Source organism: Mycolicibacterium arcueilense, from assembly GCF_058536225.1.
In genome coordinates this window covers 1-20,352 of the sequence record NZ_JBZTYL010000012.1, presented here as the reverse complement: position 1 = coordinate 20,352, position 20,352 = coordinate 1, and the positions used below count along the sequence as shown (strand labels likewise).

18 protein-coding genes are annotated in these 20,352 nt (G+C 64.1%); 14 read left to right on the top strand and 4 right to left on the bottom strand.

Translation table 11 applies throughout. The annotated features are described in order from the left end of the window. Positions 1-12 precede the first annotated feature (12 nt). Positions 13-663 (bottom strand): hypothetical protein, encoded by a 651-nt coding sequence (locus AC4LGL_RS17910; RefSeq protein ID WP_491839952.1) that lies wholly within the window; start codon positions 661-663, stop codon positions 13-15. Between the two features lie 157 nt (positions 664-820). On the opposite strand from AC4LGL_RS17910, the gene rpsF reads away from it, so the two are divergent. The 6 genes from rpsF (at position 821) to AC4LGL_RS17880 (ending at position 7,044) form a co-directional block, all read left to right on the top strand. Beyond that, a complete protein-coding gene (gene rpsF, locus AC4LGL_RS17905; RefSeq protein ID WP_018603055.1) occupies positions 821-1,111 on the top strand; it encodes a 30S ribosomal protein S6 in 291 nt (96 codons plus the stop codon). Positions 1,112-1,180: 69 nt separating this feature from the next. After that, complete coding sequence (locus AC4LGL_RS17900) at positions 1,181-1,681, top strand: single-stranded DNA-binding protein (protein ID WP_064932225.1); 501 nt, start codon at positions 1,181-1,183, stop codon at positions 1,679-1,681. A 35-nt stretch (positions 1,682-1,716) separates the two neighbouring features. Then, on the top strand, positions 1,717-1,980 hold the full coding sequence (gene rpsR, locus AC4LGL_RS17895) for a 30S ribosomal protein S18 (protein ID WP_055119147.1): 264 nt from the start codon (positions 1,717-1,719) through the stop codon (positions 1,978-1,980). A gap of 11 nt (positions 1,981-1,991) precedes the next feature. Beyond that, positions 1,992-2,447 carry a 50S ribosomal protein L9 gene (gene rplI / locus AC4LGL_RS17890; RefSeq protein WP_491839951.1) on the top strand — a complete coding sequence of 152 codons (456 nt, stop codon included), beginning with the start codon at positions 1,992-1,994 and terminating at the stop codon, positions 2,445-2,447. Between the two features lie 498 nt (positions 2,448-2,945). Continuing rightward, on the top strand, positions 2,946-6,020 hold the full coding sequence (locus tag AC4LGL_RS17885) for a replicative DNA helicase (protein ID WP_491839950.1): 3,075 nt from the start codon (positions 2,946-2,948) through the stop codon (positions 6,018-6,020). Between the two features lie 346 nt (positions 6,021-6,366). Continuing rightward, a complete protein-coding gene (locus tag AC4LGL_RS17880) occupies positions 6,367-7,044 on the top strand; it encodes a class I SAM-dependent methyltransferase (RefSeq protein ID WP_491839949.1) in 678 nt (225 codons plus the stop codon). A 212-nt stretch (positions 7,045-7,256) separates the two neighbouring features. On the opposite strand, the gene AC4LGL_RS17875 is transcribed toward AC4LGL_RS17880, so the two are convergent. After that, positions 7,257-8,180: a serine hydrolase gene (locus tag AC4LGL_RS17875; RefSeq protein WP_491839948.1), complete on the bottom strand. Its 924-nt coding sequence runs from the start codon at positions 8,178-8,180 to the stop codon at positions 7,257-7,259. A gap of 217 nt (positions 8,181-8,397) precedes the next feature. Between AC4LGL_RS17875 and AC4LGL_RS17870 the strand changes: the two genes are divergently transcribed. Continuing rightward, positions 8,398-9,270 (top strand): NHL repeat-containing protein, encoded by an 873-nt coding sequence (locus AC4LGL_RS17870; RefSeq protein WP_491839947.1) that lies wholly within the window; start codon positions 8,398-8,400, stop codon positions 9,268-9,270. Positions 9,271-9,399: 129 nt separating this feature from the next. Beyond that, a complete protein-coding gene (locus tag AC4LGL_RS17865; RefSeq protein WP_491839946.1) occupies positions 9,400-10,413 on the top strand; it encodes a coiled-coil domain-containing protein in 1,014 nt (337 codons plus the stop codon). Between the two features lie 27 nt (positions 10,414-10,440). On the opposite strand, the gene AC4LGL_RS17860 is transcribed toward AC4LGL_RS17865, so the two are convergent. Further along, positions 10,441-12,492 (bottom strand): AMP-binding protein, encoded by a 2,052-nt coding sequence (locus tag AC4LGL_RS17860; RefSeq protein ID WP_491839945.1) that lies wholly within the window; start codon positions 12,490-12,492, stop codon positions 10,441-10,443. Positions 12,493-12,635: 143 nt separating this feature from the next. Here AC4LGL_RS17860 and AC4LGL_RS17855 point away from each other — a divergent pair, with 143 nt between their 5' ends. From AC4LGL_RS17855 to AC4LGL_RS17830, 6 genes are all read left to right on the top strand, one after another. Beyond that, positions 12,636-13,415, top strand: coding sequence for a DUF1906 domain-containing protein (locus tag AC4LGL_RS17855; RefSeq protein WP_491839944.1), 780 nt, complete (start codon positions 12,636-12,638; stop codon positions 13,413-13,415). 22 nt (positions 13,416-13,437) lie between these two features. Next, complete coding sequence (locus AC4LGL_RS17850) at positions 13,438-14,196, top strand: SCO6745 family protein (protein ID WP_491839943.1); 759 nt, start codon at positions 13,438-13,440, stop codon at positions 14,194-14,196. A gap of 63 nt (positions 14,197-14,259) precedes the next feature. Further along, a complete protein-coding gene (gene lepB, locus AC4LGL_RS17845; protein ID WP_491839942.1) occupies positions 14,260-14,907 on the top strand; it encodes a signal peptidase I in 648 nt (215 codons plus the stop codon). Positions 14,908-14,923: 16 nt separating this feature from the next. Continuing rightward, positions 14,924-15,571 (top strand): maleylpyruvate isomerase family mycothiol-dependent enzyme, encoded by a 648-nt coding sequence (locus tag AC4LGL_RS17840; RefSeq protein WP_491839941.1) that lies wholly within the window; start codon positions 14,924-14,926, stop codon positions 15,569-15,571. 241 nt (positions 15,572-15,812) lie between these two features. Then, positions 15,813-16,238: an MmpS family transport accessory protein gene (locus AC4LGL_RS17835; protein ID WP_088305576.1), complete on the top strand. Its 426-nt coding sequence runs from the start codon at positions 15,813-15,815 to the stop codon at positions 16,236-16,238. Next, on the top strand, positions 16,235-19,132 hold the full coding sequence (locus tag AC4LGL_RS17830) for an MMPL/RND family transporter (protein WP_491839940.1): 2,898 nt from the start codon (positions 16,235-16,237) through the stop codon (positions 19,130-19,132). The genes AC4LGL_RS17835 and AC4LGL_RS17830 overlap by 4 nt, the downstream gene beginning before the upstream one ends. 32 nt (positions 19,133-19,164) lie before the next feature. Here AC4LGL_RS17830 and AC4LGL_RS17825 read toward each other — a convergent pair whose 3' ends face one another. Then, complete coding sequence (locus tag AC4LGL_RS17825) at positions 19,165-20,193, bottom strand: fused (3R)-hydroxyacyl-ACP dehydratase subunits HadA/HadB (RefSeq protein WP_491839939.1); 1,029 nt, start codon at positions 20,191-20,193, stop codon at positions 19,165-19,167. Between the last annotated feature and the right edge of the window lie 159 nt (positions 20,194-20,352).

Here is a 20,352-nt window from a genome sequence, read left to right as displayed (position 1 = left end):
GCGGCTTTGGCGTCAACTCCAGCCCGGGTACTGCGGGTAGGTCTGGGGCGCAGCCGGATTCTGTGGGTAGGGCTGGGGCGCAACCGGATTCTGCTTCGCTCGGATCCACGCCGTGGTCGACGGAACCAAGGTCAGCACGATGGTCGCGATCGGGAAGATCAGTGACACCAGTACGAGTGGGCTGCCGGGGGCGCCGGGGTAGTCGTTCTGGAACGAGGCAGCCGCAGCGAAGCTGCCCACCCGGCCGAGAATAGCCAAGGAGCACCCGATCACGACGAGCATACGGCCGATCAACTTGCGTTGAAACAGCATTATCGAGCCGGCCAGGAGCACGAGTGCGGAGGTGCCGGTGACCACCGTTGCGACGATCTCGAGCACATGGGTTTTGGTGCTGAAGTTGCGGAGACCGGTCGACAAGATCCAGTTGAGAATCAGGAGGCTGCCTTCGGCCGCGCCCTCGAGCGCGCCCAATCCCGCCAGGACGGCGGCGATGATCCCTGTGACCCCGCTGGGTTCCCCGGATGCCTGTGCATGGGGCTGCTGTCCGGGATAGCCGGGTTGTTGGCCCAGTAGCGGTGGCGGAGGTTGTTGTGTGTAACTCGGCTGCGGAAAACCCGACTGGTCAGGGAACCCCTGACCGAAGGGCGAATTGGGAAAGGTCACAGATCCCCTCGATCCTGACGTCGATATGGTCCCGGTCATACGGATTTCGCAGATCAGGGCTATTTCCGGTAGCCTAACCCGGTTGCCGACGCAGGCGACCCTCCTGCCACGGAATTCGCCGTGGCCGTACACGACCAGAGGAGGTGATGAGGTTCTAATGCGTCCATACGAAATCATGGTCATTCTCGACCCCACACTTGACGAGCGCACCGTAGCTCCGTCGTTGGAGACGTTCCTGAACGTCATCCGCAAGGATGGCGGTTCTGTCGACAAGGTCGACATCTGGGGACGCCGCCGGCTGGCCTACGAGATTGCCAAGCACGCCGAGGGCATCTACGCCGTTGTCGACGTCAAGGCTGAACCGGCCACCGTGTCCGAGCTCGACCGTCAGCTCAACCTGAACGAGTCCGTGCTGCGGACCAAGGTGATGCGGACCGACAAGCACTAAAGGCTGTCAGTCGTCGGCGGGGCTACGTAGGCTTCGCGCAAACGGACATGCCTATCCCAGGAGGATCTCGTGGCTGGTGACACCACCATCACAGTTGTCGGAAACCTGACCGCTGACCCGGAACTGCGTTTCACTCCGTCTGGCGCAGCAGTCGCCAACTTCACCGTCGCCTCGACGCCGAGGATGTTCGATCGGCAGAGCAACGAGTGGAAGGACGGCGAGGCGCTGTTCCTGCGGTGCAACATCTGGCGTGAGGCGGCCGAGAACGTGGCCGAGAGCCTCACCCGGGGTTCGCGGGTGATCGTCACCGGCCGGCTCAAGCAGCGTTCCTTCGAAACCCGCGAGGGTGAGAAGCGCACCGTTGTCGAGGTCGAGGTCGATGAGATCGGTCCGTCCCTGCGCTACGCCACGGCCAAGGTCAACAAGGCCAGCCGTAGCGGCGGCGGTGGTGGTGGCTTCGGTGGTGGTGGCGGCGGAGGTTCGCGCCAGGCCGAGCCCAAAGACGATCCGTGGGGCAGTGCGCCGGCGTCCGGTTCCTTCAGTGGAGCTGACGACGAGCCGCCGTTCTGATCAACAACGAAATTTTTGCAAGGAAGAGATAACCAATGGCCAAGTCGAATACCAAGCGGCGGCCGGCACCGGAAAAGCCGGTCAAGACCCGCAAGTGCGTGTTCTGCTCCAAGAAGGGCAAGGGGCAGATCATCGATTACAAGGACACCGCGCTGCTGCGCACCTACATCAGCGAGCGCGGCAAGATCCGTGCCCGCCGGGTGACCGGCAACTGCGTCCAGCACCAGCGTGACGTTGCCGTCGCGGTGAAGAATGCCCGCGAGGTGGCTCTGCTGCCGTTCGGCTCGTCGACGCGGTAGGGGGCAGAACAATGAAGCTGATTCTCACCGCTGAGGTGGAGCACCTGGGCGTCGCAGGCGATGTCGTCGAGGTCAAGGACGGCTACGGCCGTAACTACCTGCTGCCCCGTGGGCTGGGCATCGTGGCCTCCCGCGGCGCCGAGCGCCAGGCCGACGAGATCCGCCGGGCCCGCGAGGCCAAGTCGATCCGCGGCGTCGAGCATGCCAACGAGCTCAAGACCGCGCTCGAGGGTCTGGGCGAGGTGTCGCTGCCGGTTCACGCCGCTGCCGATACCGGCAAGCTGTTCGGTTCGGTCACTGCCGCTGATGTCGTGGCCGTGATCAAGAAGGCCGGCGGCCCGAACCTGGACAAGCGCACCGTGCAGCTGCCCAAGGCGCATATCAAGTCGGTCGGCACGCATCCGGTTACCGTCCGGCTGCACACCGGGGTGGAAGCCAAGGTGTCGCTGAACGTCGTAGCGGAATAATCCGTAGCGGAGTAATTCCGCCGGCACTCAATCGCCCGGGTGGGGACCTGCAGAGGTTTCCACCCGGGCGTTTGCTGTATGTCTGGCGAACTCGTTGCGGGAAACTCTGGACAGCGAAGCTAACTCGGTGTTAACCCGCCGGGTCCCGGGGCGCAACACAACACGCCCGGGACGGCAACCCGGCACGACACGCCGAAGAACTTCCCATACACAAACACTGACAACCCCTATGGCACTCTGACCTGGGAAAATAAAAGATCGCTCGGGAATGATCCACAGGTTCTCCCCAGAGGCTCAACACCGCGACCGAGACCTATCCCCACACCATCCACAGGTTCATCAACAGGGGTGGCTTTCGGGGGTGCCAGCAACCGTCTACCGTGATGCGTCGCAGCGCCGTCACGAGCTTGTCGGAGCCCTGTTTTACAGTTGCAGTACCGATTCGAATAAACGTTCGAGCTTGTCGTGAGGCAGGTCTCGGAAGGGGGTGGGGAGTCCGTGGCGGTGGTGGACGACCTGGGGCATCCAGATTCGGAGATGGATGGCCCTCCGCCTGGGGAGGACTTCGGCCGGCAGCCGCCGCAGGACATGGCGGCCGAGCAGGCGGTCCTGGGCGGCATGCTGTTGAGCAAGGACGCGATCGCGGACGTCCTCGAGCGCTTGCGTCCCGGTGACTTCTACCGGCCGGCACACCAGAACGTCTACGACGCGATCCTGGACCTCTACGGCCGAGGGGAGCCCGCCGACGCGGTCACCGTGGCGGCCGAGCTGGATCGGCGTAGCCTGCTGCGCCGCATCGGCGGGGCGCCATATCTGCACACGCTGATCTCCACCGTGCCCACTGCGGCCAATGCCGGTTTCTATGCCGGCATCGTGGCCGAGAAGGCCCTGCTGCGCCGGTTGGTGGAGGCCGGTACCCGGGTGGTCCAGTACGGCTACGCCGGAGCCGACGGCGCCGACGTCACCGATGTGGTCGACCGGGCACAGGCCGAGATCTACGACGTCACCGAGCGACGCGCCTCGGAAGACTTCGTCGCGCTCGAAGATCTGCTGCAGCCCACGATGGACGAGATCGACGCGATCGCCTCGCAGGGCGGAATCTCGCGTGGCGTGCCGACCGGGTTCACCGAATTCGACGAGATCACCAACGGCCTGCACCCCGGGCAGATGGTCATCATTGCGGCCCGACCTGGTGTCGGGAAGGCACTCGCGCTCGATACCCCGCTTCCGACGCCTAACGGGTGGGCCACGATGGGTGACATCGCCGTGGGCGACTATCTCATCGGCGCTGACGGTGAGCCCACGCGTGTGGTCGCGGCCACTGAGGTCATGCTGGGCCGGCCGTGCTTCGAGGTTGAATTCTCCGACGGCACAGTGATTGTCGCGGATGCCCAGCATCAATGGCCGACGGGCGACGGCATTCGCACCACCACTCGGCTGCGCCCGGGTCTGCACACCATTGCTGCACCCACCTCGGGTGGGGGAGCTGCAGTGCTGACGCCGGTCTGTCAGGTGGCGGCGGTGCGCCGGCTGCCCAGCGTGCCGGTGCGGTGCGTCGAGGTCGACAACGCCGCACATCTGTACCTGGCGGGCCCCGCCATGGTGCCGACGCACAACTCCACCCTTGGCCTGGATTTCATGCGGTCGTGCTCGATCAAGCACCGGATGGCCAGCGTCATCTTCTCGCTGGAAATGAGCAAGTCCGAGATCGTGATGCGACTGCTCTCGGCCGAGGCGAAGATCAAACTGGCCGATATGCGTTCGGGCCGGATGAGCGATGACGACTGGACCAAGCTGGCCCGCCGGATGAGCGAGATCAGTGAGGCGCCGCTCTACATCGACGACTCGCCGAACCTGACCATGATGGAGATCCGGGCCAAGGGGCGGCGGCTCGCACAGAAGGCGGATCTGAAGCTCGTCGTCGTCGACTACATGCAGCTGATGAGCTCGGGCAAGAAGTACGAGTCACGCCAGCAGGAAGTGTCGGACTTCTCTCGAAGCCTCAAACTTATGGCCAAGGAACTCGAAGTGCCGGTGATCGCGATCAGCCAGCTGAACCGTGGTCCCGAGCAGCGTACCGATAAGCGTCCGCAGGTCTCTGACCTTCGTGAGTCGGGTTGCATGACGGCGAACACCCGAATCCTGCGCGCCGACAACGGCGCGGAGGTGACGTTCGGTGAGCTGATGGCGAGGGGTGAGCGTCCGTTGGTCTGGTCGCTCGACGAACACAAGCGCATGGTGGCGCGCCCGATGACCAACGTGTTCTACAGCGGTCACAAAGAAGTCTTCAAGGTTCGTCTGGCGTCCGGGCGTGAGGTAGAAGCGACCGCCAACCACCCCTTCCATACGCTCGATGGATGGGTTCCGTTGGGGGAGCTGAAGGTTGGTGACCGGGTTGCAGCGCCGAGGTGGGTGCCCGAGCCAGTTGGCACCGTCCGAATGGACGAGTCCGAGATTGTTCTTCTGGCGCACATGATCGGTGATGGTTCGTGTGTGAAGCGTCAGCCGATTCGCTACGCCAGCATCGATGAACAGAATCTACTTGCAGTCACCAAGGCGGCCAAGCACTTCGGAGTGACCGCGGTACGCGACGACTATCCGGCAGCACGTGTAACGACCCTGCGGCTGCCCGCGCCATACCGGTTGACCCACGGCAAGCGTAATCCGATCGCCGCATGGCTGGACAAGCATGGACTGTTCGGCAAGCGCAGCTACGAGAAGTTCGTGCCGCAAGAGATCTTCGCGCTGCCGAATGACCAGATCGCGCTGTTCTTGCGCCATCTCTGGGCAACGGACGGGTCCGTGCGGTGGGATTCGAAGTTCGGACAGGGCCGCGTGTACTACGCATCGACAAGCCGGCAACTCGTCGACGACGTAGCGCTATTGCTGCTTCGCCTAGGCATTTTCGGCCGGATCTACAAGGCTCGAAAGTCCGGATATCGGGATATCTGGCATCTGTATGTACCGGGCGCCGAGAACCAGATTCGCTTCTTGCAGGGTGTGGATGCCCACGGAGACAAGTTCTTCGCGGCAAGAGAGGTGCTGACGAATCTGGAGAAGATCCAGGGGAAGGCGTCGTCGGACACCGTTCCCAAGGAGGTCTGGGAGAGAGTTCAGCGAACCCTTGCGCGTAACGGGATGGGCCATCGTGAGTTCGCAGCGGCTATGGAGACAAAGTTCTGTGGGTCGACACTCTGGAAGCATGGTGTTGGCCGTCAGCGTCTGCATCGAGTCGCAGCTCTGTTGAATGACCACGAGTTGCACGACCTTGCGACAAGCGATGTGCATTGGGATTCCATCGTAGAGATTGTCACCATCGGTGAGCAGGATGTCTATGACGGAACCGTCAGCGGCACACACAATTTCGTCGCTAATTTAGTTAGCCTACATAATTCGCTCGAACAAGATGCGGATATGGTCCTGCTTCTGCACCGTCCCGACGCGATCGACCGGGAAGACCCGCGCGGTGGTGAAGCCGACATCATCCTGGGCAAACACCGTAACGGTCCGACCGCGAATATCACTGTGGCGCACCAGCTGCACTTCTCACGGTTCACGAATATGGCGCGCTAGGTCGACAACAGTTGTAGGTTTTCACGGAACGTGGCGGAATCTCACGACTGATGGCGGGGCGATGGCGGATCCGCCAAGTTCGTGAGACCCGCGGCTATCGCCGAATCGGCTCGCGGTTTCGGCGACCTGAATCAGAGTGGGACGGGATTGTCCCGTTGCACATCGCGCACTTCGCATCGAGCATCTTGAGACGCGCGGTGTGAGACCGGAAATGAGACGCGGGGCAGATTGGGCATGCGTTCAGGGCCAAGACCACATCATGGCCGCGAGCGACGTCAGTGACGGGTGCTTTGCCTGAATGGCAAATTTACTTGGCAGGGTGCTGTGCCATCGCGAGTCTGAGTGAATGACATCTGAAGCCTCTACCGACCCGTTCTCAGTTGCTGAACGCGTTGCGCGGTACGCAGAGGAGCCGCCGCGGCGAGTTCCCGGATACGATGCGCTGCATCAGATGGCATCGGTGCTCCTAGGCGAGAATGCACCAAACGTCGCCCGGATTTTGGTGGTGGGCGCGGGCGGCGGGAAGGAATCGGCAATGCTCGCCGAAGCCCACCCTAAGTGGACAATCGACGGCGTCGACCCGTCAGGTGAAATGCTCGCTCTGGCTGGACGTACGGTCGGCGAGAACCTCGATCGGGTGCACCTCATAGAGGGCGTCATCGACGACATTCCCCCCGACACGCTTTACGACGGGGCGATCAGCATTCTGACGATGCACTTCCTCGACCACAACGAGCGCCTGCGCACCATGACCGAGATTCATCGGCGGCTGCGGCCCGGGGCGCCAGTAGTCGTTGCCCATTACAGTGTTCCGCAGGTCGGCCGCGACAAATGGATGAGGCGACACATCGAGTTCTGCGTCGCCAGTGGCGTGGCTCGCGACGATGCCGAGGAAGGCCGGCGCGCCGTCGAAGAGCAGGTGCCAATCCTGACCCCCGCGCAGGACGAGGCCATCTTGCGCCAGGCCGGATTTGACGACGTCTCTCTCTCTTCTACGCGGCCTTCACGTTCCGCGGTTGGGTAGCTCGTGCCTGAGGTACAGCGGCAAGCAGCACCACCTTGGGGCCGCAACAGCAGCGCCCGAACCTGGGGAATTCGTTAGGTTGGCTGCATGTTCACGCGTTCGGCTACATGCAGTCTGCGAGCGTGGTCGGGTCAGCCCGTGTGGAGTCTGCTGATTCGCAATCAGCACCGGTTACCGGCTCGAAAATGAGGCGGCTCGTGAGACGGGGCCGCTTAGATGTGCCCGCCGGGGAACATCGTCTTGACGGCCTGAGTGATGGTGTTGCGAGCGGCCGCGGCGTCGCCCGGTTCCAGGGAGCTGATCGCCATCACATAGCGGGCGTCGAGGCCGATCGCTCCGGTGGAGACGTGCAACTGGTTGGCGCCGCTCCAGCAACAGAACCAGCCCTGCTTGACGGCGACCGCCTCGGCGAAGAGCCCCTCGGGGATGCCGAAGCGTTGCGGGTATCCGTCGGTGCCCGTGGGCGTGGATTGGGCGAGGTTGGTGATGATCACGCTGGTCTGTTCGGGAGGCAGCCCGCCAGTGCCGTCCAGCAGCATGTCGTAATAGCGGACCAGGTCACTTGCAGTGCTCTGCGTGACGTCCCAGTGTCCGTTGTAGGGCGCGGTGGTGCCCGACAACCCGTATCGCGCCACGATGCGCGAGATGATCGCGTTTCCGCCGCTGCGGTCCCAGAAGGTCTGGGCCGCGCCGTCATCGGAGGAGCGGAGCATGATGTCGAGCGACTTGCGGTCCGCGGCGGACAGTTTCGTCTCGCCCTTGGATTCCTGCAGCAGCAGGTCGTCGGCGATGAACAGCTTCACCACCGAGGCGATCGGGAAGGGTTGGCTGGCGCCATTGGAGACGATTTGACCGGTGTCGCGGTCCATCACGACGACCTCGATGTCGGCCCCGGACTTGGCTGCGTCGGCGGTGGCCTGGCGGGTGCGGGCGTCGAGTCCGTCCCACGGCGACAGGGGCTGGGCATCGAGCTCATCCAACGGACTCAGCGGGACCTGCGGGGCGATGACCGGCGCCTGGGCGACGTCCTGTGCAGCGGGCATGCACCAAGCTGGTGCCGCAGAACCATTGACGAGCAGCGCCACGCCGACGATCGTCATGCACGTCATCGCAGGCTTCGACAGCCGCCTCCGCATAAGCCCTCCAAATGATGATTAGCCAGGGCAGCTGGGATGGACTCTGCGCCCGCCGGTCCTCCCAGCTTAATCGGCCACCCCGATGATCGGGGAGGCGGCGACCAGCCTCACCGGCGCACCCATCCTGGCGCGGGTCACCGAAACGCGCGCGAAGAGGAACTCAGGGCCAGGAATGAGCAAGCCTAGGATCCAAGCTGTCGGGAGGGGACAGATGAAAATGGGTCCGAGAACAGGGTTCGTCTTCGGCATGGCCGCTGCTGTCGTGGGCAGTGTCCTGGTGGCGTGTTCGCCGGGGTCGGCGCCGACCGCGCTGATCAAGGACGTCCCGGTGCAGTCGGGTGAGCAGACCACGCTTCCGTTCAGTGGGTTTGACTACCGGGAGATGGGCGTCGATGGGAAGAACGTTCTCTATCTGGGTGGTACCGGCGGGTTCGCGACCTTGACCCCGGGGGCTGCCCAGCCGACGCCTATGAAGCGCAGCGGCAATCCGCCTGTGTCGACGTTCGGGGTTGCGCCGGACGGCCGGTTGTCCTTCGTCACTCTCGATGGCGCTGTCGAGACGATCCCACCCGGATCCACCACCTCAGAGCCCCTGCCTTTCGACAAGCTCACAAAGTATGGCCAGATGGCGGTGGGCCACGACGGCTCGGTTTACCTCGCCGACAACCAGCGCGACAAGCTGTTGAAGCTCACTCCTGGCGCGAGCGCCCCGACCGAGCTTCCCGTCGAGATCCCCAACGGGTTGGGGCACTTGGTGATCGACGCCGACGACAACCTGTACTCAGCCGAAGACGGCAAGATCGTGAAGATCGCGAAGGACGCGAAGAAGGCCGAGCCGGTAGCCGAGGCGCCGGACACCGTCGCCGGCCTGGCGGTGGACGCCGCAGGCAATCTGTATGCCACGGACCGGAAGGCAGGAACAGTGTCCCGGATGCCGGCCGGCGGGGGTGACTGGGTCCAACTCCCGTTCAGCGGGCTCAAAAGCCCATCCGCCGTCACTGTCGACGGCGACGGCAACGTCTACGTCATGAACACGAACCTCCGCGAGACCGCTGCGAGAGACACCATCGTCAAGCTCGCTGCCAAGTAGCCCCGCGCAGATTTCGGGTGGCGTGAGCAGTCCCACCACTCGACATCTCCCATGCCAGTTCGTAGCCTGTCCGAGACGTCCAAGCCGGGCCACGACGGTCCTCGCAGCGAAAGATCGTGACAAATCCGTATGACCTGGGTGCGCCATTCACTGCGGCGAGTGCTGTGCGGTTCAGCCGTGGCCGCCCTGGTGGTGGCGACGTCGATGGGCGATGTGAAGGCTGAGCCCGGGGCTGATGCCCTGTCGAAGCTCCACGAGTTGTCCCGACAGGCGGTGAAGGGTCGCGAGGCCGTCACCGCCGCTCAACGCGATGTCGACGCCAAGCTGGCTGCCCAGACTGCGGCCGAAGACCGCCACCGCGCGGATCTGGAGGCCCTTGCGGCCGCGAACGTCCAGCTTGAGCCCTATCAGGCCGCGGTCAACCGGGTGGCGGCAATGACCTACATGAGTGGCGGCGACGGTCAGATGGCGGCGGTGCTGACCGCGGGTTCGCCGCGGCAACTGATCGACAAGCTGTCGTTGCAACGGGTCGTGGCCGCGAAGGCGGCCGATGACATGAAGGCTTTCAAGTCGACGCAGGAGCGCGCGGCCGCCGCTGCCCAGGCTTCAGAGACCTCGGCTGCTGACGCCCGCGCCGCCGTCGAGCAAGCCTCCGCCGTGCGCGCAGACCTTCAGGCCAAATGGAGTGAACTGCAGCGTCAGATCGCCGCCGCGGAGGCGCAGTACGGAGCGCTGGCACCGCACCAGCAAGCAATCGTCGACAACGCGGGTGCCCCCGCAGATATCCCGGAGGGGTTGCCGGTCGGTGTCGCCTCCGAGGTCGGGTTACAGCCCAACACCGTCCTGGCCGCCCGGGCCGTCAGCGCACGGTTTCCCCAGATCGCCGACATCGACGGGGTCCGGCCGGACTCGAAGCCGTGGCATCCCAGCGGTCTGGCGATCGACATCATGATTCCCAACCCCGGAAGCCCCGAGGGCATCGCGCTCGGAGACGAGATTCTCGCGTTCGCGATGAGCAATGCAGCCCGATTCGGGTTGCAGGACGTGATCTGGCGTGGCACCTACTACACACCGAGCGGTCCGCAGTCATCGGGCTACGGCCACTACGACCACGTGCACATCACCACGACGCCGCGCCACTGACCGCGAGACCGCGCCTTCCGGCCGGAGCTATCCCTCGAGCAGACTGCGTTTGATGATCTTGCCCGTGGTCGTCCGCGGCAACTTGTCAAGGAAGGTGACGTCGCGCGGAATCGAGAAGCGGCTCAGGCGGTTTCGGATGTAGTTCTTGACCATTTCCTGGTCGAGCGAGGCGCCGTCGGCAACGACGACGAACGCGGCGAGGCGTTGGCCGAACACCGGATCGGGAACGCCGATCACCGCGACTTCGGAGACCTGCGGCAACAGTGCGAGTGCTTCTTCGACGGGCCGCGGAAACACGTTCTCGCCGCCGGAGATGATCATCTCGTCGTCGCGTCCGGCGACGAAGAGGCGCCCGCTGGCGTCGAGGTATCCGACATCGCCGGTGTCCATCAGTTGGTCTTTGATGGCAGGTGACGCTGCGTTGGTGTAGCCGTCGAACAGCATGTCGTTGCCGACGAAGATGCGACCGACGGCGCCGACGGGCACGGGGTCGCCCGCCTGATCGAGGATGGCGATGCGGGTACCGAGCGGTGGCCGACCGGCGGTTGTCGGGGCGGCGCGCAGGTCGGTCGGGTCGGCGATCGTCGCCCAGGACACTTCGGTCGAGCCGTAGAAGTTGTACAGGATGTCGCCGAAGGTATCCATGAACTTGATGACGGAGGCTCCGGGGATCGGTGACCCACTGCTGGCCACCACCCTCAGCGACGACGTGTCGTATCGATTGATCACGGAGACCGGCAATTCAAGAATCCGCTGGAGCATGACGGGAACGGCAATCAGCACCGTGCATCGGTGCTGCGCAATGGTTTTCAGACACTCCTCGGCGTCGAACCGTTCCATCAGCACCACCGTCGCACGTAGCGCGGCGCTCAGCTGTAGCGCGGCCAGACCCCAGGCATGAAACAGGGGCGCGGACACCAGCATCACTTCGTCGCGACGCAGGGGCATCCGTGACAGCATCGCGGCGATCGTGCCGAAGCCCTGCGGCGTGGGCCGGCGCGCGCCCTTCGGTGTGCCCGTCGTACCGGAGGTGAGAACGACCAGCTTGCCCGGCTGCTTCGGAGGGGCCAGCGGCCCGTTGTTGGTACCGGCCGAGATCAAGTCGTCGATCGAACGGCGCTGCGGTGCAGCGGATGCGGCGCGCGTGGCGATGCGGGGTATCTCGGCGGGGAGATAGCGCACCTGCGGTTCGAACTCCTCGTCGACGAACAGCGCGTCGACGGCATGGCGGCGGATGATCTCTTCGATCGGGTGCGCGGCCAGGCCGGTGTTGAGCAACACCAGGTCGGCGCCCAGCTTGCTGGCCGCCACCATGCACTCCACCATCGCGGAGTGATTGCGCGCCAGGATCGCGAGCTTGCTGTTCGCGGTGAAGCCGACGGTGGTGAGACCCGAGGCGATGGAGGTGGTGCGCTCGGCCACTTCCGCGTAGGTCGATTGCCCGAGGTCGTCGATCAACGCGGTGTTGCGGGGTGATCGGGCGGCGGCGGAGGTGAGGCCGCCGGCCAGGGTGAATCCCCACTTGGACAGGGAGTTGAGCTGCCGCAGTCCGCGATCGGGCCGGGATGCCCGGACGACGCCACTGACGACCATGGTCTTGGCGACGCTGAGCTGCAGGGAGCGCATGTCGCCCATGTTGACCAGTAGCGATGATTGCTTACCGGCCAGAAAGTCGGCAATTCGCTGCAGGCCGTCCCGGACCCAGCTCTCGACGACGCTGTCGTCGATCTTGGCGAGGTCCGGGTGGAGCTGGCCGATAGAGAAGGCGGTCACTGCGATCCGGGTGTCGTTCGCTCCTGGGGTCAGCCGAATCGACACGCAACTGTCGGGCATCTGGGTGGCGTTGAGGAGCATCTCCCTGCCGGAGCGGCGAATGATCAGGTGCATCTCGTGAACAACGACCGTGCCGCGGGGGGTGGAGAACCGGAGCTCGAACTGTTGCGCGTGGTCAGAGATCTGCTCGCACGACCCGAGTCCGCGAAAGAATCGCGGATACCGGTCGGGTGATTGCAGGATCTCCCAGATATCCGGACATGGGTGACCCAGCATTACGTCGAAATCGATCACGTCACGTCGCACGGGTGGTCCTGCCAGTCGATCGTCTGTTCGCTCGGCCGCCAACTGAGTGAACACATTGTGGTTCATCGGCCCGCGGTTACGGAGCAGTTCTGGCCCCAACGTCGCAACACTCAGCCGATGCAACAGGGGATACGCTTCGTTGCGTGACGCCATCCGCTTCACGACGCGAAGTCCTCAGATATGCCGCAGTGCTGGCTCCTGCCCTGGCTGTCCCGGGTGCGTTGGCTGCGTCAGCCGGCACACCGACGGCCTCCGCCGACGGTCTGCAGCTCGTCGATTTCGCCGACCGGCTGGTCCAGCCCGAACAGCTGAAGTCCGCGGGATTCGGCGGCGCGTTGGTCTATGTGTCCGAGTTGCGGCCGGGCGCCACGTTCGATTTCAAGCCCGTCACCCGTGACTACGCCGATCGCCTCCGGGCGGCCGGCCTGCAGATCGTCAGCTGCTACCAGTTCGGCAAGCCCGGGTGGCCGACGCCCTCGGACTTCACCCGTGGGTACGACGGGGGCGTGGCCGACGCGCAGACAGCACTGGGGCTTCATACCGCGGCCGGCGGTCCGGCGTCGGCACCGATCTTCTTCAGCGTCGACGAGGACATCGACGCGGCAACGTGGAAACGTTTGGCAGTCCAATGGTTTCGGGGAATCAACTCCGTGCTGGGGGTGGCGCGAACCGGAATCTACGGCGGTCGCAGGCAATGTGGATGGGCGATCGCCGACGGTGTGGTCGGCGCCTCCAGCACTCCCGGCTACCGGTGGGCCTGGCAGACGAAGGCATGGTCGCGGGGTGAGCGCGAGCCGGCTGCGGTGCTGTTCCAGCGGGAGGTCGTGACCGCCTCCGACCCGGGTTTCGTGATCGACGGTATCCATGTCGACGTGAATGACGTTCTCGCAGCCGATTACGGGCAGTGGGATCTCGCCAGATGATGCACCAGGAGGAATCACTGTCATGACCAACACCGACATGCTGAACGCTGCCGCCGCTACCGGAACGGCGATGGAGCAGGCGGTCGCGATCTTCATGCTGCATCCGGAGAACTTCGCGGCCAGTATCGCCGCGGGCTACGAGAACCCGTTGGCGGGGTATGTCGCGGGCCGCGGCGGGGTCCTGGGTGACGCGTCCGGTGCCACCGTCAGCGCTGTTTTCGCGGTGTTCGAGCCGACCGGGCTTTCCGCGATGTGGGATGAGGGCGTCGCGGTGCGCGGTGCCGACGGTGCGGCACAACAGTATTGGCAGCAGGCTGCGGAGTTCGGCCGCAAATACCTGGCTGCCGCCCAGGGGCTGGATCGCATCTCCGAACTGGGGGAGAAGCTCATCGCCGCGACGCCGATCGCAGGCCTGCCCCTGTTCGCAGGGTGGCGCGCGATGCCGTTGGCCGACGATGCCCCGGCGCGGGCACTGCAGGTGATGTTCGTGCTCCGTGAACTGCGCGCGGGCGTGCACTTCAACGCGCTGACGATCTCGGGTATCGCTCCGGTGGAAGCACACATGCTCAACAAGGGGCCGCAGTACACCGCGATGTTCGGGTGGCCCGAACCATTCGCCGATGGTGAAGACAAGAAGGACCGGTACGCCGAGATCGAGCAGGCGACCAACCGGCGGATGGTCGAGATCTTCGAAACTGCCCTCGATCCGGCCGAGGCCGAGGAACTCGCCCGGTTGAGCACCGAAGCGTTGGCCACCTTCAAGGCCGGCGTCCCGGGCTGAACCGCAGTGGAGCAGCAGCCTGAGCGAGCGAGAAAGCGTGGTGTGTGGACCAAACTGGCGGTCGTGGCCGCAGTTCTGGTGGTCGTGATGGGCGCCCTCGGCGTCGCCATGGTGATGACCTTCGCTCCGACGTACGAGATCCCTTCGGAGGCAATGGAACCAACACTGAAAGGCTGCAGCGTGTGTGAGAACGACCATGTCGTCGTCGACAAACTCAGCTATCGGTTCGGGACACCACAGCCTGGCGACGTCATCGTGTTCACGGCTCCGACGGCGTGGTACATACCTGGTGCCACAGGTGAGAACGACTTGGTCAAGCCGGTCATCGCAGTCGGTGGGCAGACGGTCGAGTGCCGTGCGGACGTGGGCTTGACGGTGAACGGCAAACTGCTCACGGAGCCTTACCTGGATCCGGCCACGATGGAGGCAGACCCGAAGGCATTTCCATGCCTGGGTAACGAGTTCGGTCCGGTCGATGTCCCCGATGGCCGACTGTGGGTGATGGGAGACAACCGCACCCATTCGGCCGACTCTCGCACGTACTGTCGTAGTGCCGTGCCCGATATCGCCAGTGGCCTGATGTGCACGGGCGATCCCTCCGCGGGGACCGTGTCGGTCGCCGATGTCATCGGCAAGGTGCGGGCCATCGCGTTTCCGTCGGCGCGGCGTGGCCTACTTGCCGAGGTGAATCCACAGGCGACCAACCCGTGAATGACGGACTGCGGCCATGCGGTTGAGCCGAGACGAGCGAGAGCGGGTGTTCGCGGCGGTGGCCGACGAGCGCCGCTCGATCGCCACCCTGGTCGAGGGACTCGACGCCGACCAGTTGGCGACGCCGAGTCTGTGCGCGGGCTGGGATGTCAAGACGGTTGCGGCCCATCTGATCAGCGATTTCACCGACGGGTTCTGGGGGTTCCTGGCCAGCGGTGTCCGCAATGGCAGCATCGACCGCGGCATCGACGCACTGGCCCGCCGGCGCGCGCAGGCATCAGCTGTCGAGATCGCCGAGATGCTGCGCCGTGGCGCCGACTTTCGGCTCAGCCCGCCCATCACCGGCCCGTTGTCGGGCCTGACCGATATGTTGGTGCACGGTGCCGATATGCGCATCCCGCTGGGGCTTCCGCATCAGCCCGACCCTCAGCACGTCGCACGGGTTCTCGATTTCCTCACCAGCCGAACACAATTCGGGTTCTTCCCGCACCGACGCCTACGTGGCCTCGCGCTACACGACGAGGACACCGGACGCACGTGGGGTGAGGGCCGGGTCATTGCCGGCCCCGGCGTCGCGCTGATGCTGGCGGTGTGCGGACGTACCGTCGCGATCGACGGACTGTCAGGCCCTGGAACTTCCGTCCTGGTGTCGCGCCTGCGGTAGGGGCTGAGTCCTCAACCACGCATTTCGTCGCATTTTCGTCCGGCAGCCGAGCTTTGCTCCTTAAGCTGACCACGACCACCAAATCCTGTGGCCATTCGAAAACTTCGAAAGGCCGGACGATGACAGCTGCCAATAGGTTTCCGACACGTGTACCGAGGTCACGTGTTCGATGGCCTTGGGAAATGGGTCAGGTCAACTGGTGGCCGAAGGTTGCATTGGTCAACTTCGGGAGGCAGCGATGCTGACAAAGATATTCCGGAAGGTCTGGCTACCGATCGCCATCGTGGTTGCCCTGTCCGTTGGCGTTCTCACGGTGTCGCACCTGCGGACCATCTTCGGCGCGCATCCGGTGCTGGTGACGCCCATCGGCGCTGACACCGCGGAGAAGTTCAATCCCAAGGTAGTCACGTATGAGGTTTACGGCTCGGGCAGTACGGCGGTGATCAACTACAAGGATCTCGACGGGATTCCGCAGCGCACCGGAACCGTGGGGCTGCCCTGGAGTTTGACGTTGACGACCACGGCTCCCTCGTCGTCACCGAACATCCTGGCCCAGACCGACGGCGACAGCATCGGTTGCCGGATCACCGTCGATGACGTCGTCAAGGACGAGAGGACGGCTACCGGAGTGAACGCACAAACCTTCTGCCTGGTGAAGGCAGCATGAGCGCGCCCGTGGACGACGCCCCGACCGCTCCCGTCCCGAGCCCTGCTCACCAGTCGCGCCCGGTCATCCCGCGGCTCATCCGGATTTTCGCTCTCCCGATCATCGTGATCTGGATCGCCTTGATCGCAATACTCAACACCGTCGTGCCCCAACTTGAGGAAGTGGGCAAGATGCGGTCGGTGTCGATGAGTCCCAACGATGCACCGTCGATGATCGCCATCAAACGTATCGGCACGAAATTCGAGGAGTACCGCAGCAGCAGCTCTGTGATGATCGTGCTCGAGGGGCAGGAAAAGTTGGGTGCGGACGCACACGCCTACTACGACAAGATGATCCGTGACCTACGCGCCGATACCAAACACGTAGAGCACGTGCAGGACCTGTGGGGTGACTCTTTCACGGCAGCGGGAGCCCAGAGCGTCGACGGCAAGGCCGCGTATGTCCAGGTCTACCTCGCGGGCGATCAAGGCGAGGCATTGGCCAATGAATCGGTGGACGCCGTTCGTCAGATCGCCGAGGAGAGCCCGGCACCGCCGGGGATCAAGGCGTACGTGACGGGTGCGGCGGCGACGAGTTCGGATCAGAACCGGATCGGCGACCAGAGCATGCGGATGATCGAGATGGTCACCTTCGGGGTCATCGTCGTCATGCTGTTGGTGATCTACCGCTCCGTGACCACCACGCTCCTCCTGTGCGTACTGCTCATCGCCGGACTGACGGGTGCCAGTGGTCTGGTCGCATTCCTGGGCTACTACAACGTCTTTGGCCTGACAACATTCGCGACCAACATGGTGGTGACCCTGGCCATCGCTGCGGTAACCGACTACGGGATCTTCCTGGTCGGTCGATATCACGAGGCGCGGCGGGCCGGCGAGGATCGAGAATCGGCGTACTACACCATGTTTGAAGGTACTGCCCACGTTGTGCTGGCCTCCGGCCTGACCATCGCGGGTGCCACCTTCTGCCTGCACTTCACCCGGTTGCCCTACTTCCAGACGATGGGCTACCCCTTGGCCGTCGGTATGGCGTTCGTTGTGGCGACAGCCCTGACGTTCGGAACCGCGCTGATCTCGATAGCCAGTCGCTGGGGCCGGTTCCTGGAGCCGCGCGGGAAGTCGAAGGCCAGAGGATGGCGCCGGGTCGGCACTGCGGCCGTGCGCTGGCCTGGCCCACTGCTGGTGTTCGCGGTGTCGGCGTGCCTGCTCGGGCTGCTAGCGCTGCCCGGTTACCACACCATTTACAACGATCGGAGATATCTGCCCCCTGATGTGTCGGCGAATGTCGGTTACGCGGCCGCGACCAGACACTTCTCCGAGGCCAGGATGAATCCGGACGTGATGATGATCGAGACCGACCACGATCTGCGGAATCCGGCGGACTTCCTGGTGATCAACAAGATCGCCAAGGCGCTGGCACAGGTACCGGGTATCGCTCAGATACAGACCATCACCCGCCCCGATGGCAAACCCATTGAGCACTCGACGATTCCGTACTCACTCAGCCAGAGCGGCACCGGCCAGATCATGGGCAACGACTACCAACAGGGCGTCATCGACAACATCCTGGCCCAGGCCGGCGAGATGCAGACCTCCATCGACACCATGCAGAAGATGCAGTCCATCACCCAGCAGATGGCTGCGGTCACCCACAGCATGGTGCAGAAGACGAAGAAGACGTCGACGGATACCAATGAGGTTCGCGACCACATTGCCGACTTTGATGACTTCTTCCGGCCGATCCGAAACTACTTCTACTGGGAACCGCACTGTTTCGACATCCCCATCTGTTGGTCGCTGCGGTCGATATTCGACACTCTCGACGGAATCAACACATTGTCTGACGACATTCAGGATCTAGTACCCGACCTGGAGCGCCTGGACGCCCTGATGCCGCAGTTGGTCGCATTGATGCCGTCGATGATCCAGTCGATGAAGAACCAGAAGCAGATGATGCTCAACCAGTATCAGGTTCAGAAGACGCAGCAGGACCAGACCATGGCGCAGCAGAAGGACAGCACCGCGATGGGAGAGGCGTTCGACAAAGCCCAGAACGATGATTCGTTCTACATTCCCCCGGAAGCCTTCGAAACCGACGACTTTCAGCGCGGCATGAAGCTGATGATGTCGCCGGATGGAAAGGCCGTGCGGTTCACCATCATTCATCAGGGCGACCCGCTGACACCCGAAGGCACGGCCCGTTCCGAGCTGCTCAAGAACGCTGCGGCCGCGGCCATCAGGGGAACACCGTGGGAGGGATCCTCTGTGTATCTCGGCGGTACCGCGGCGATGTTCAAGGACATGCAGCAGGGGGCCGACTACGACCTGTTGATCGCGGCAACCGCTGCGCTGATGTTGATCCTCATCATCATGATGATCCTCACCCGGGCCCTGGTGGCCGCGGCGGTCATTGTCGGCACGGTGGTGGTCAGCTTGGCCACCGCCTTCGGGCTGTCGGTGGTGATATGGCAGCACATTGTCGGGATACCGCTGCACTGGATGGTGCTACCGATGTCGGTCATCGTGCTGGTGGCCGTCGGCGCGGATTACAACCTGTTGCTGGTGTCGAGAATGAAAGAGGAGATCCACGCCGGGTTGAAGACCGGCACCATCCGCGCCATGGGTGGCAGTGGCCCGGTGGTCACCGCCGCAGGACTGGTGTTTGCGTTCACCATGGCGTCGATGGCGGTGAGCAAGCTGATCGTCATCGGCCAGGTCGGCACGACTATCGGCCTCGGCCTGCTCTTCGACACATTCGTGATCCGGGCATTGATGACACCTTCCATCGCCACCCTGCTCGGGCGGTGGTTCTGGTGGCCGCAGCGGGTGCGCCCCCGCCCGCCGCGTTCGCCATGGCCCAAGCCCATCCAGCGCGAACCGGCGGAGGTGGCGACCTGAAGCCGGAAGCGCGGACTTTCGGCGTCGGCGGGTCAGCTGAAGCGGATGTTCAGCGTCGCCAGGCCGAAGATCTTCTTGCCCTCGGACTTCGCCGCGACCAGGACGACGCCGGTGCGGGTCTCGGGGTCCAGGGACTTGATCTTTCCGCTGAACTCGATATCGCAACCCTCCTTGGCCGACACGATCGCCGGCTGGGACAACCGCACGGCGTAGCGGGTGACCGCACCGGGGTCGCCCGACCATGCGGAGACGAAACCGGCACCCAGCCCCATGGTGAGCATGCCGTGGGCGATCACGTCGGGCAGTCCGGCCAGCTTGGCGATGTCCTCGTCCCAGTGAATCGGGTTGGCATCGCCGGCCACGCCGGCATAGTTCACCAGGTCGCCGCGGGACAGCCGGGTGTGGTGCACCCCGAGTTCGTCGCCGACCTTGAGGTCGTCGAAGGACAGTGTTCCGGGCGTGCGGGTGAGGCCGCCGTCGGAGATCCGCACGTCACCTTCGGGGCGCACGGTCTTCTGGTAGTCATCGGATCCGCCGATTCCGGAGAAGTCGACGTCGTGCATCATCGCGTTCTGGACGGCGGTCATCGTCGCCGGATTGATGTCGTCGGCGGTGACGCCGACGACGGTGGTGTGCAGGGTGTGGACCCGCTCGCCGGCGGTGTCGGTGAAGGTGTTGGTGACGGTGATCATGTCGCGGCCCGCGATCCTGCGGACGGACGTCAACTCGACGTCGACATGCAGTTCGTCCCCAGCCACGATCGGGCGGTGCTGCTCGAAGACCTCTTCGGTCTGCAGGTAGGTGTCATAACCGACGACGATCGACTCGAACATGCGCCGGTTGCAGGCCATGGCCGGGGTCGAGGTGAAGGTCAGCGGCGCGACCAGCCCGGAGTACCCCAGCTTCGCCGCGGCGTCGACGTCCCAGTGTGCGGGGTGATAGTCCTGCACGGCACGGGCGTACTCGCGTACCTTCTCGCGGCCGACCAAATAGAGGCCGTCGGCCTCGTAGTAGTGGCCGACTCGGGCTTCGAGCGCCGATGCTTCTGGTGCTGCGGTCATGAATTTGCTCAACTTTTCTATCGGCTTGTTCGCTGAAGCCGACGAAACACACTAACGTCTGGCGACTGCCGAGCTCCACATAAGCCCGGCGCTAGACATCCCAGGACCGCAAGTTGTCAAGCGGCCTCGGTGTCCCGGGTGGTGTGACGGTGTGCCCAG

Coding starts and splice junctions, on each gene's coding strand:
- AC4LGL_RS17880 (WP_491839949.1), top strand. CDS start 6,367: ATGACATCTGAAGCCTCTACCGACCCGTTCTCAGTTGCTGAACGCGTT.
- rpsR (WP_055119147.1), top strand. CDS start 1,717: ATGGCCAAGTCGAATACCAAGCGGCGGCCGGCACCGGAAAAGCCGGTC.
- AC4LGL_RS17875 (WP_491839948.1), bottom strand. CDS start 8,180: ATGCGGAGGCGGCTGTCGAAGCCTGCGATGACGTGCATGACGATCGTC.
- rplI (WP_491839951.1), top strand. CDS start 1,992: ATGAAGCTGATTCTCACCGCTGAGGTGGAGCACCTGGGCGTCGCAGGC.
- rpsF (WP_018603055.1), top strand. CDS start 821: ATGCGTCCATACGAAATCATGGTCATTCTCGACCCCACACTTGACGAG.
- AC4LGL_RS17830 (WP_491839940.1), top strand. CDS start 16,235: ATGAGCGCGCCCGTGGACGACGCCCCGACCGCTCCCGTCCCGAGCCCT.
- AC4LGL_RS17865 (WP_491839946.1), top strand. CDS start 9,400: ATGACCTGGGTGCGCCATTCACTGCGGCGAGTGCTGTGCGGTTCAGCC.
- AC4LGL_RS17840 (WP_491839941.1), top strand. CDS start 14,924: ATGCGGTTGAGCCGAGACGAGCGAGAGCGGGTGTTCGCGGCGGTGGCC.
- AC4LGL_RS17870 (WP_491839947.1), top strand. CDS start 8,398: ATGGGTCCGAGAACAGGGTTCGTCTTCGGCATGGCCGCTGCTGTCGTG.
- AC4LGL_RS17850 (WP_491839943.1), top strand. CDS start 13,438: ATGACCAACACCGACATGCTGAACGCTGCCGCCGCTACCGGAACGGCG.
- AC4LGL_RS17825 (WP_491839939.1), bottom strand. CDS start 20,193: ATGACCGCAGCACCAGAAGCATCGGCGCTCGAAGCCCGAGTCGGCCAC.